The following is a 12167-nucleotide window of genomic DNA, read 5'->3' on the forward strand; positions in this document are numbered from 1 at the left end:
ACCAGAGATGGGGTTGTGGTCACCGGTGATCAGCTCAGGAGTTCCTCGAAGGATTCGACGATCTCGGCGACCTGGCTCAGCCCGGTCAGCGCCAACACCTGGTGGGCGGCGGTGCCGGTGGGGCCGATCAGCTGGAGCCGGCGACCATCCCCGGCCATCTGCTCGGCGAGTTGGTAGAGCAGCTGGACGCCGGCGCTGGCCAAGTGGCTCACGCCGGTGAGGTTGACGACCAACGGGAGCACGCCGCCGCGGCTGGCTTCCAGCAGGCGCTGATGCAGTTCGGCGGCAGTACACAGGTCGATCGGCCCGTGCACCGCCACCTGCGGGGGGCCGACCTCGATGATCTCGACGCGGAAGCCGGCTTCGCCGGACGCGGCGCTGCGCCGGGGGCCGTCGCTGTCGGAGCTGACGGCGGGCAGGCGGCTCAGCTCGCGGTCCATCAGGACACTGGTGCCGTTCGCGGCGCTGTCGATCTCCATGGTGTCCATGCAGCCACGGATCAGCGCGAACCCCCGTCCTCGATTCCCCGGATGGACCGGTGGGGGCGCCCACCGACCGGTGTCGGTGACGGTCATGCAGACTCGACCGGCGCCGTCGAGGAGCCCTTCGACCCGCACTGATCCCGCGTCGTCGGCGTAGGCGTGTTCGATGACGTTGCTGACCGCCTCGAGCACGGCGAGTTGCACGGCGAGCGCGTCGTCGTTGCCGCCACCCAGCAAGGTCAACCAGTCTCCGAGCCGGGTGCGCAGTCCTGCCAACGCGCCGGGCAAGGCCGGCAGATCGGCGTCGAACGGCGGGGGATGGGTCCCAGTCCACTGCACCGCCAGCACGGTCACGTCATCGGTATGGCCGTCACGGGTCATGCGTTCCACCGTCAGCTCGCACACCCGGTCAGCGGCCACGGCGGCCATCATCGGCGGCGTGTCCCGGGCCAGCACCTCGTCCGCGACGACTCGCAGCAGATCCAGGCCCTGCTGCAGAGGCCGGTCGGGGCGCTCGACCAGGCCGTCGGTGTAGAGCAGCACCGCGTCGCCGGTCTGCAGCCGCACCGACTGCACCGGGACGGGGGTGGTGGTGGCGACGACGCCGAGCGGCCCCCCGGGCCCGACAGGCAGATAGTGGGCCTGCCCGTCGGCGGCCAGCACCAGCGGCGGCGGATGCCCGCCGCAGATGTAGTCCAGCCGCCCGTCGGTCGAGTCCAGCACGGCCAGGCACACAGTGCTGGCCCTCGCCTCCGGTACCCGTGCGACGAAGCGGTCCAGCCGGACCAGCACCTCGGGGAGCTCGAAACCATCGAGCATGAGCTCCATCAGCACCGCCCGCAGCTGGCCCATGGCCGCCGAAGCCTGCGGGCCGGAGCCGACCACGTCACCGACGACCAACCCGACCCGGCCGTCCCCGAGCGACACCGCGTCGAACCAGTCACCGCCGGCGCCCTGCTCACGGTCGGCGACCAGGTAGCGGGCCGCGATCCCCAGCCCGGGAAGCACCGGCAACCGCTTCGGCAGCAGATTGCGTTGCAGGGCCATGACCTCATCCAGCGCGGCTTGGTAACGCCGTTCGAACGCGGTGGCCTGAGCCTCGGCCGTCTGCCGGGCCGCCACGACGTCGGTCACATCCATCGCGTGCACGACGACCCCGCACGCCGCGCCGTCTCGGGGCCGGGTCGGCATGGCGGTGAAGTCGAGGTAGCACTCCTCGAGCCGACCGTCCCCGTTGTCGTCCACCAGGATGCGCCACTCGCGCTCGGAGAGCGTGCGCCCGCTGGTGTAGACCTTGTCGAGCACGTCGGCCAGCCGTTGCCCGTCGACCTCGGGTAGCGCCTCCCTCACGGGTAGCCCGACGACCCGGCGGCCGGGTCTCAACATGGCCCGCGCTGCTCGGTTGACCGCCGCGATGACGTGATCAGGACCCTCGAAGACGAACACGTGCGCCGGCAGATCCTCGAAACACTCGGCGACCACCCGCGGATCGCCGAACACCCGCGGGTCCGGCTCGCCTGCCTCCACGGCCCCACAGTCCGCTGTCACGGCTGACCCCCTGGATCGAGCGGCCGGGGGACAGGACCAGTCGGCAGGGCTGGGCGAAGACGGTGAGTTCACGTCAGTTCCCCGGCTGTGCAGTCCGTACCTGGTCACAGGTTCGTTGTACGTCCTCCCACACACGGCGGGCCTCGCTGTCCTCAGCGATCCAGCTCGCGGCCGCCGCAGCCGAGGCCGCGTCCCCGTTGTCGGCGAGGACGTGCAGTTCCACGAGCCGATCGATCCACTGCGGGTATACCGGTTCGCCGTGCCCGGGCTCCGCAGTCGTGCGCACTTCAGGGTGTTCACGGTTCATGGGGTGTCCTTTCGTCGATAATTCGTATTGCTCGTCGTCAGCCGGCGAACCGGCGACAGGTGTGGTCGTCATCGGTTCGGTGTCCGTGGCGACTGGCGGCTCGGTCAGGCCCGGATCTGCCGTTCGTGCGACGCATCAATCAGCGGGCGAGAGAGGCGATAGAGCTGTGGTCGGGGGCCGGCCGGGCGCACGCCGCCGACCGACCCCCGTCGATGTGGTACCGGAACCGCCTCCTGGGGAGCAGTCCGAGTGCCACCGGCAAATGGATTGGCCAAGTCTCCCCTGAAAAAGGCGGGAACTCGCCGTGGTACGGCCAGGACGTCAGTCATTGATCGGATCGTGGCCACCCGGTCGGTAAACCCTTGCCCAGTAGACTCACAGCCCTCCGACCGGCCAGGATTCGTGTCCGGGAGAACCAGGCCCCGTCCGTCACCGAAGCTTCGCCAGTCACGTCGCCCGTTATCTCGCCCTGCCACGGCCCTGCTCTCAGCGGCGGCGTCGCAGGCCGTTCGCCAAGGTCGGTCATCGGTGGGTCCGAGGTGCCGGCATCGGGGCGGGGTAGAGGTATCGGCACCCGCTGGATGTGCGATTGCCGTACAGGCCTACGGTGAGTGGCATACGTCGTTTACTCCGAGGTTGTTGGTCGCGCACCGTGTGTCACGTGCGAACACACCCTCGGTCGCTCGGGCACGACCATCAAGCACCGCTCGCTACAGAATCGTGTAGTCGGGGTTCACATGGGGGCCTCTGTGATCGCCCGCCGGCGCCGCGGTCGATCTCCTCCCACGAGCGGTGGGCTCCGTCCTGCCAGCTCAGCACGTAAACAGGCGACGGATCCGCCCGCCTCGCAGCCCGGTGCGGCACCGTGGCCCACATTGAACGTCGTGCGACACGATGTGTACGGAAACCCGGTGACGGGTAATGAAGCCCTCATACAGAACCGGTGTAGAGCCAGCCGGCGTCGGCGCCGATACGCGCGGCCAGCGCGGAGAAGTCCCGGATCCTCGCATTCTGTGCAGAGATCGACCATATCGGCGCCAGGCAGAACGGCGGCAGGCCGTTGAGCGGCACCAGCACCAGGCCGGGCCGTTTCAGGACCGAGGGGAGCCGGGTGATGGTCACGTGGGCGATGTTCTCGTGGACCACGACCGTGGCCGCTTCCTCCATGTAGCTGTCGGTCATCCGCCGCACCCGGCGGATCGGTCGCCCGGATGGCGTGACCGGCGGGGTCCAGGCGTCGGCGAACCGCTGGGTGACCGGGGGAGGGTAGAGCAGGTCGTGGTCGGCGAGTTCCTCGACGTCGACCATGTCGTGCCCCGCCAGCGCGTGGTCGGCCCGGACCGCCACCGATCGCGGCTCACGCAGGATCACGGTGCCGACCTGCACCCGCGGCAGGTCCAGCGCATCGGGCTCGGCGGGGAACCAGGTGACGAACACGTCGTCGCGTTGCTCGTCGCACCACCGGCGGTGCTGCATCGACGGATAGGCGTAGCGCACCAGCGGGATGAGCGGGTAGGCCTCGACGAAGCCGTGCACCAGGGCCACCGTCACCTCCTCGCGCAGCGAGTTGGCGAAATAGACCTGCAGCATCCCCTGCGGCTCCCGGCCGGCTGAGCGCTTGGCCGCGCGCATCGCCTCTTCCATCCGTTGAAAGGCCGGGCGCGTCTCGTCGAACAGGGACTGGCCCAGCGAGCTGAGCCGCACGGTGCGACTGGTCCGCTCGAACAGCGGCGCGCCGATGCGGCGCTCCAGAGCGCGAATCGCCTGGCTGACCCGCGACGTCGTCAGGTGTAGGCGCGCCGCGGCCCGGCCGAAGTGCAGTTCCTCGGCGACCGCGAGAAACACTTCGATCTCCCGGGCGATCTCCATCCGATCACGGCCTTAGCTCAACGGATAGCGTCCCACGGGCCGACCCCACCGTGAAGCCCGGTCACGTGAGGCTGTGGCGGGCGGCTCGCCCCGGTGGAGCCGTCGCCGCCACAGGATCCGTCGCTGCGGAAACAGCCCGCAAGATCAGTTGCTCGGCAGGATGTAAGCCGGTCAGCGATCGGGTCGCGCTGGCCGGTACCACCGCCGACTCTTTCGTGGCCTCAAATCGCGGCCCATGTGTCCCGGGCGTGCACGGTGAACCGCACGACGCGCACGGATGGACCCCGCGCACATCGTGAGCATGGCGAGCGAGGTTCTCGTAATGCGGAGGTCTGGTGTTCGCGCCCGGGGGTGAGCTTCCTCGAGGCACGGACACCTTGTGGCCGGCCGCCGGATTGGTTCACGGCGCGGGGAACATGGCCACTCCAGCCGTCCTCGGTGTCCTGGGATCAGGGGTGGTTCCGGGTCGGGGCTATTCCGAGGGTGCCGGGGGAGCACTGCGGAATACTCGCGCCCTCATGATGGCAGCCCAGGATTTCAAACGGTGGTCCCGGTCGACGCCGGTCGATGCGCCATCTCAGGACCATGATCGACGCGACCGGGCCTCCCAGTAGGCCGTGGCCGGTTCCGTGAGAGTTGCCAGTTCGGCCGACACCGCCGTCGGCAGATGCACGGAGGCGGCCCGGACGTTGCTACGCAGCTGCTCGGAGGTAGCCGCTCCGGACAGCACGCGCCACGCCCACGGCTGCGCCAGTGCGGCGGCGATCGCGAGCTGGTCGACGCCGATGTGCAGCTGTTGGGAGAGTTCGGCCACCCGCCGCTCACTCGGCGTCCCGTCGGCGCCGCCGGGTGCCAGCCGGCCGTTGGCCACGACCTCCTTGACGATCACCCGGGCGCCTGCGGCCGCGGCCTCGGCCAGCGCCGGACCCGCCGAGGTCTCCAGCACGTTCCATGTCGACTGGATCGAGGTGAACAGAGGCTCGCCGTCGATCACGACCTCCAGTGCGCGGCGCACGGCGTCCGCTTGGTCGGGCCCGGAGGTCGACACCCCGATGCGCACGCCGTGGTCGCGGAGGTCGGCGAGCGCGCGATGGAGCACGGGATCGTCGAGTGCACCGCTCGTCATGGTCGCCGAATGCACGTGGTACACCCCGAGTCGTCGGCCCAGCACCGCCCTGGTCTGCGCGTACTGGGTCCGGAACGCGGCCGGTGAGTGGTCCTTCACCTCGTGCACCGCGGCGTCCATCCGCCAGTCGCCCACGTATCGGTAACCCCACTTCGACCCCACGATCACGTCGTCGACGTCAGGGTGTGCGGCGAGCCAGGCAGCGAGAAACTCCTCGGCTCTGCCGTAGGACCGGGCCGCGTCGAGATAGCGGATCCCCGCGTCGTAGGCGGCATCGAGCACGGCCAGGGTTCGCGCCCGCAGGTCGGCAACGCTGCGGTGACCACCGAGATCGCGCTCGCGTCCTGCGGTGAGGTAAGCCGGACGGCCGATCGCCGCCAGTCCGATGCCGAGCCGGGAGACCCCGGGAGCCGTGGACATCAGGCTGAGGCGGGCGGCCGCAGGGCAATGGGCACCGCGGGCGGCCAGGCAGGCGCGCCGAGTTCCCGCGAGATCGCGCGCGCGGCCGCGCGGAGCGCATCGAGTGCCGCAGCCCCCACCGGCCACTCCGCCGTCGGCACGACGAGGCCGATCGCGCCCGCGACCTCGCTCCCCGCGTCGGCGAGCGGGGCCGCGACGCTGCACTCGCCGAGCACGGCCTCCTCGACCTCGGTAGCGAGACCGGTCCGGCGCACCACGTCGAGTTGATCGCGCAGCTGCGCCGGATCGGTGATGGTCTCACCGGTCATGCTGCGGCTGTTGGCGGGCAACTGGTCCAGTCCGTCGTCTGCGAAGGCGAGCAGGGCCTTGCCCAGCGCGCAGGCGTGCGCGGGGATGACGATGCCGACCTCGGGCATCTGCCGCGTTCCGTCCGGCCGCGGCTCGTGATGCACCACCACGACGTCACCCAGCAGCAACACGCCCGTACGGACCGCGCACCCGGTCCGCCGCGCCAGGTCCTCCGCCCAGGTCGAGACCCGCGCCCGCAGCTCAAGGGTGTCGAGGTAGACGTTGCCGAGCCGCAGCGTGGCGGGCCCGAGCCGGTAGCGCTGGGAGTCGCGTTCCTGCGCCACCATGCCGTGGGCCAGCAGGGTGCGGATGATCCCGTGCACGGTCGAGGGGGCCAGATCGAGCCGATTCGCGATTTCGCCGAGGCTCATCCGCCGTCCGCCCTGCAGGACAGCCAGGATGCGGAGCGCCCGATCCACCGCCTGGATCACCTGTCACCGACCTCTTCGCCGATACCGAATGACGCCTTGTGTCCGTCGTCACAGCAGCGTAGCGTACGTCCGACGTTCGACATCGCCGAATCAGATTCGACCATGCGCCCTTCTGAGGAGCCCCATGGAACGAGCCATCGTTGGTTCAGAAGCTCACCGCTGAGGTGATCGGCACGGCGGTCCTGGTGTTCATCGTCGTCGGCGTCATCCACCGTAAGGCGGTCGCCGGGTACGCCGGTCTCGCGATCGGCCTCGTGGCGGCCGTCGTCGCGGCGCTGATCTCCACGACCATCTCCAAGCCCCGGGCTGACGCCACGAGCGCTGCCGCAGCCACAGGCGTCGGGGCTTCCGTACCCGCGCCCGCCAATGCCACTTGCTGAGCGGAGACAATCGTGAAGAAGCTGATCAACGACCCGGCCGATATCGTGTCCGAGGCACTGCGCGGAATGGCGGCCGCGCATCCGGAGCTTCGGGTCGATCTTCCCAACAAGATCATTTATCGGCGTACGGTACCGGTCGCGGGCAAGGTGGGGCTCGTCTCCGGCGGTGGCTCGGGTCACGAGCCGCTGCACGGCGGGTTCGTCGGCACCGGCATGCTCGACGCGGCCTGTGCCGGGGAGGTCTTCACCTCCCCGGTGCCCGACCAGATACTCGAGGCGACCAAGAACGTCGACGGCGGTGCAGGCGTGCTGCACATCGTCAAGAACTACACCGGCGACGTGATGAACTTCGAGATGGCCGCCGAACTGGCGGCCGCCGAGACCGGGGTCGACGTGGTCTCGGTGGTCACCGACGACGACGTCGCCGTCCAGGACAGCCTCTACACGGCGGGCCGCCGCGGGGTCGGCGTCACGGTGCTGCTGGAGAAGATCGCCGGCGCCGCGGCGGAGCAGAGCCGCAGCCTGTCGGAGGTGGCCGACGTGGCCCGGAGGGTGAACGCCAACGGTCGCAGCATGGGCATGGCGCTGACCTCGTGTGCCGTGCCTGCTGCAGGCAAGCCCACGTTCGAGCTGCCGGAGACCGAGATCGAGATCGGTATCGGGATCCACGGCGAGCCCGGCAGGCGACGGCTGCCACTCGTACCTGCGGCCCAGGTCGCGGAGCTGCTGCTGGAGCCGATCCTCGCCGACCTCGACTTCACCGGCGGTGACGGGGTCCTCGCCTTCGTCAACGGCATGGGTGGCACCCCGTTGCTGGAGCTGTACCTGATGTACAACGAGGTCGCGACGATCCTGGAGAAGGCGGGCGTGGCGGTGGCCCGGTCGCTGGTCGGCCCGTACATCACCAGCCTGGAGATGGCCGGGTGCTCGGTGACGCTGCTCAAGCTCGACGAGGAGCTGGTCGGGCTCTGGGACGCGCCGGTGCGCACGCCGGCCCTCCGCTGGGGTCTGTGACGCTGTGGACGAGCTGGACAGCTTCGACGACGCGGCGCTGGGCCGATGGATCCGGACGTTCGCCGGTCTGGTGGCGGCGAACAAGGATGTCCTGACCGAACTCGACTCCGCCATCGGCGACGCCGACCACGGTGCCAACATGGATCGCGGCATGCGCGCCGTCGTCGCGGCGCTGGACGGGACCGAACCCGCCGGCGCCGCGGCGCTGCTCAAGCAGGTCGGCATGACCCTGGTGAGCACGGTCGGCGGGGCGAGCGGCCCGCTGTACGGCACATTCTTCCTGCGTATGGCGACCGCAGCCGGTGAGGTCGACTCGCTCGACGGCCCGGCGTTCGCCAAGGCGCTGCACGCCGGTCTCGAGGGCGTGGTTGCCCGCGGCAAGGCCGAAGCGGGCGACAAGACGATGTTCGACGCGCTGGCTCCGGCTGTCGAGGCGCTGGACCGCTCGATGGCGGCAGGCGCACCGTTGGCTGAGGCGTTGCGCGCCGCGACGGCGGCCGCGGAGAACGGACGCGATGCGACGATCCCGATGCTCGCGCGCAAAGGCCGTGCGAGCTACCTCGGCGAGCGCAGCGTGGGACACCAGGACCCGGGCGCGACCTCAACGGCATTGCTGGTGGCCGCGGCGGCCACCGCACTGGACAAGGGCTAGGGAACACCGGATGTCCACGGTCGCCCGCAACGAACCGGCAGGCCTGGTCGGGCTCGTGGTCGTGTCACACAGCCGGGCGCTCGCCCGGGCCGCTGTCGCGCTGGCCGGCGAGATGCTGCACGGCAGGCAGGTGCAGGTCGAGGTTGCCGCGGGACTGGACGAGACGACCTTCGGTACCGATGCCGGCCAGATCATCGAGGCGATCACCGCCGCCGATCAGGGGCAGGGCGTCGTGGTGCTGATGGACCTCGGCAGCGCTCTGCTCTCGGCCGAACTGGCACTGGAACTGCTCGACGACGACGCGCGAGCACGGGTGCTGCTGTGCCCCGCGCCGCTCGTCGAAGGCCTGATCGTCGCGGCGGTGGCCGCGGCGGGCGGCGCAGGCCGGGACGAGGTCGCTGCGGAGGCGTCCGCAGCGCTCGCAGGCAAGACCTCCCACCTGGCTGCCGAAAAGCCGGCCGAGGGCGGCGTGGCGCAACCATCGGAAGAACCCGCGCAGGCCGGCGAGCTGACCGGCGTCTTCACCGTCACCAACCTCCACGGGCTGCACGCCCGCCCTGCGTCACGCCTCGTGCAGTCGGTGCGCATGCTCGACGCCCGCGTGTTGGTGCGCAACCGGACCACCGGGTCGCCGTGGGTGCCCGCAGGCAGCCTCTCGAAGGTGGCAACGCTCGGGGCCCTACATGGCCACGAGGTCGAGGTCAGGGCCATCGGCAACCAGGCCCCCGAGGCGCTGGATCACCTCCTGACGCTCGCCGCCCGCGGCTTCGACGAGGCCACCGGCAGTACCCAGGCCGCAGGCGACGGCGTCGCAGGCAGCGGGGTCGGGACCGGCGGGAACGAGGCCGCCACAAAGGGGACCGCCACAGGGAGAGCCGCCTACGCGGAGGTCGCTTCCGCCGAGGCACCGTTGCCCGCCTCGCCCGGCGTCGGCATCGGCCCGGCGTGGCCGATGAGGCTCGCGCCGGTCGACGTCGCGGAGACCCCTGCCGAGGACCCGGCCACCGAGTGGCGCAGGCTCAACCAGTCGATCGCGACCGTCCGACGCAACGTAGGCCGGGTCCGCGCCCGCGCCGCGCGCGAGGTCGGCGAGGCCGACGCGGCGATCTTCGACGCGCACCTGCTGCTGCTCGACGACACCGACCTGCTCGGCGACGTCCACGGCCGGCTCGACAGCGGGTGGTCCGCCGCGGCGGCCTGGTCGGCAGCCATCGACGCCGTGGCGGCGGAGCTGGCGACCGTTCCCGATCCGTACCTGCAGGCGCGCGCGGCGGACGTCGCCTCGGTGGGCGAATCGGTGCTGCGCGATCTGCTGGGGCTGTCCACCGGTGATGCGGCACCGGCCGGTGTCGTGGTGGCAGGCGATCTCACGCCCACCGAGGCCGCCGAGCTCGATCGGTCGCGGGTGGACGCGGTGGTACTGGCCTACGGAAGCCCCACGGCGCACAGCGCGATCCTGCTGCGGGCGAGAGGGATCCCGGCGGTCGTCGGCGCAGGTCCGGGAGTACTCGGCATCGCCGACGGCACGCTGCTGGCTGTCGACGGCAGCCGCGGTGAGGTCGTGGCCGACCCGGCCTCCGACGTGCAGGCACGCTTCCGGGCGCGGGCGGCGGAACTTGCGCGGCAGCAGCGCCAGGCCCTCGCCGGCGCCACGTCGCGCGCCGTGACCCGCGACGGCGTCGAGGTCCTGGTCGGCGCGAACGTCGGCTCGGTGGCCGACGCTCGGTCGGCACGCGCAAGCGGTGCGGACCTCGCCGGTCTGGTGCGGACCGAGTTCCTGTTCCTCGGCCGACCGCAGGCTCCGGGCGTCGACGAGCAGGAAGCGGTCTATCGCGAGGTCGCCGCGGCACTCGACGGCAGGCGGATCACGTTCCGGACCCTCGACGTCGGCGGGGACAAGCCACTGAGCTACCTGCCGATGCCCACCGAGACCAACCCGTTCCTCGGCGTCCGCGGCATCCGGTTGTCGCTGGCCCGTCCGCAGCTGCTGGCAGACCAGCTCCTGGCGCTGGTACGGGTCGCGCACGACGTGCCGATCAGCCTGATGTTCCCGATGATCGCCACGATGCGGGAGCTGGTGGTCGCCCGCCGAATGCTCGACGACGCGATCAAGCTCGTCGGCCGGGGCGATCCGCCCGACCTGCATGTCGGCATCATGGTCGAGGTGCCTGCCACGGCGCTGAAAGCCCGGGCCTTCGCCCCCCACGTCGACTTCTTCAGCATCGGCACGAACGACCTCACCCAGTACGCGCTGGCCGCTGAACGCGGCAACAGCGCCCTGGCCGCAGTCGGGGACCCGTTCGATCCAGGGGTTCTCGCGTTGATCGAGGCGGTCTGTCGTGGGGCGACCGTCTCCCGCGCGGTGGTAGCGGTCTGCGGCGAGTTGGCCGCCGACGAGCGGGCAACCGGATTGCTGATCGGCCTCGGCGTACGCGAGCTCAGCGTGGCCCCGGGTGCAGTGCCGATGATCAAGGAGAGCGTCCGCAGGCAGGACCGGCGGGAGGCAGGCAGGCTGGCCGCCGCCGCGCTGGCGGCCGACGGCGCGGACGCCGTCCGTGAGCTCCTCACGACGTGGCGCGCCGACGTCGACTCCTGAAACCGGGCGAGCACGGCGCGACCACCACACGATCGACCGGCACACGACCGACCGGCACGCAGGCGAGCACTGCCTGCGGCAACCGCGTGAAATGCGGCGCCGATGTCTGCGAACTCTTTGACAACTAGTGTCAGGGAATCGAGGTTCGTTGACTTGGGCGGTAGTGGCCGAGTAGATCGTCGGCGGTCTTCGTTGTGGCCCGCGGCGGGATCTCATAACGGTGAACGGGTCAAGTCCCCGGGCCTGGTGTTTCGCAGATGCCGCGTGATCTTCTGTAGTCGTCAGGCACTGAGCGCATCGTTCAGTTCATCGCGTCAGCGATCCTCGCCGGTGTGGGGCAGGTGGCAGAGCCGGTCAGAGCGCGACGATCATCCGATCATGAGGGTCAGCGGTTGACCCGTGATTATCTCGAGGTGAAGCCACAACAGGACTGTCGTAGGACCTGCTCCACGTGCTCATAGGCAACAGCCCAGGGGTGCCGGGCAACCCCCGTGGCCAGACTTCAGAACGGGCTCACCAGCACCAAGAAGCGGTCGGCGTCATCGCGAGCGCACCCCGCGATTTTCCTCCGTCACCGGTGGACCGCGAGGTCCATGACGACTTCAGGGATGATCTGCGGGGGAGGAGCGATCGGCGACCCCTGGCACGGCTTGGTTCAGAACCCAGCTTGCTTCGGGCGATCGAAGGTGTAGCGAGGCTGTGATCAGCGCGAACGGTTCGCGAAGCGAGTCCGTTTTGAGGTCCGATGTGGTCCTGGAGCGTAGTATGCGGCCGGATGAGCTCGGTCGGTTCGGCGTCGATGAGCACGACGCTCTGCTGGACATGCTTTGGTGACGTCGACTCCCTTGGGCCAAGGGTGTGCTCCCGCGTAACAGTTTGGTGTTCTCTCGCGAGAGTCCCCGGTAGCAACCGCCTCCTCTGTCGTTGCGCGTGCATCACTCGAAGGGTGCCAATCAGTGATCAACTGTTTGCGTCGAGCCCGCCGCCGAACAAC

The 12167-nt window shown here is 70.1% G+C and carries 8 protein-coding genes; 4 read left to right on the forward strand and 4 right to left on the reverse strand.

Annotated features, from left to right (window positions below; genetic code table 11):
• Positions 1-29: 29 nt before the first annotated feature.
• The 4 genes from JWR81_RS15870 to JWR81_RS15885 form a co-directional block, all read right to left on the reverse strand.
• A complete protein-coding gene (locus JWR81_RS15870) occupies positions 30-2009 on the reverse strand; it encodes a SpoIIE family protein phosphatase (protein WP_297652446.1) in 1980 nt (659 codons plus the stop codon).
• 1258 nt (positions 2010-3267) lie between these two features.
• Positions 3268-4206: a LysR family transcriptional regulator gene (locus JWR81_RS15875; protein ID WP_297652449.1), complete on the reverse strand. Its 939-nt coding sequence runs from the start codon at positions 4204-4206 to the stop codon at positions 3268-3270.
• A gap of 577 nt (positions 4207-4783) precedes the next feature.
• Positions 4784-5752: an aldo/keto reductase gene (locus tag JWR81_RS15880; RefSeq protein ID WP_297652452.1), complete on the reverse strand. Its 969-nt coding sequence runs from the start codon at positions 5750-5752 to the stop codon at positions 4784-4786.
• On the reverse strand, positions 5752-6531 hold the full coding sequence (locus JWR81_RS15885; RefSeq protein WP_297652455.1) for an IclR family transcriptional regulator: 780 nt from the start codon (positions 6529-6531) through the stop codon (positions 5752-5754). Before JWR81_RS15885 ends, JWR81_RS15880 begins: the two co-directional genes overlap by 1 nt.
• A gap of 140 nt (positions 6532-6671) precedes the next feature.
• Here JWR81_RS15885 and JWR81_RS15890 point away from each other — a divergent pair, with 140 nt between their 5' ends.
• From JWR81_RS15890 to ptsP, 4 genes are read left to right on the forward strand one after another with little or no spacing between them, the layout of a single operon-like run.
• Positions 6672-6911 (forward strand): hypothetical protein, encoded by a 240-nt coding sequence (locus tag JWR81_RS15890; protein ID WP_297652458.1) that lies wholly within the window; start codon positions 6672-6674, stop codon positions 6909-6911.
• A gap of 12 nt (positions 6912-6923) precedes the next feature.
• Positions 6924-7925, forward strand: a complete 1002-nt coding sequence (dhaK, locus tag JWR81_RS15895) for a dihydroxyacetone kinase subunit DhaK (protein WP_297652461.1) — start codon at positions 6924-6926, stop codon at positions 7923-7925.
• Positions 7926-7938: 13 nt separating this feature from the next.
• A complete protein-coding gene (gene dhaL / locus JWR81_RS15900; protein WP_297652472.1) occupies positions 7939-8577 on the forward strand; it encodes a dihydroxyacetone kinase subunit DhaL in 639 nt (212 codons plus the stop codon).
• A 10-nt stretch (positions 8578-8587) separates the two neighbouring features.
• Entirely contained in the window at positions 8588-11173 is a 2586-nt protein-coding gene (gene ptsP, locus JWR81_RS15905; RefSeq protein WP_297652466.1) for a phosphoenolpyruvate--protein phosphotransferase, read from the forward strand.
• Positions 11174-12167: the final 994 nt, after the last annotated feature.

Origin of the sequence: Pseudonocardia sp. (assembly GCF_025965585.1) — a bacterium.
Classification (GTDB): domain Bacteria; phylum Actinomycetota; class Actinomycetes; order Mycobacteriales; family Pseudonocardiaceae; genus Pseudonocardia.

Excerpts from the sequence above, each read along its gene's own strand:
- JWR81_RS15875 (WP_297652449.1), bottom strand. The coding sequence starts at position 4,206 with ATGGAGATCGCCCGGGAGATCGAAGTGTTTCTCGCGGTCGCCGAGGAA.
- JWR81_RS15880 (WP_297652452.1), bottom strand. The coding sequence starts at position 5,752 with ATGTCCACGGCTCCCGGGGTCTCCCGGCTCGGCATCGGACTGGCGGCG.
- ptsP (WP_297652466.1), top strand. The coding sequence starts at position 8,588 with ATGTCCACGGTCGCCCGCAACGAACCGGCAGGCCTGGTCGGGCTCGTG.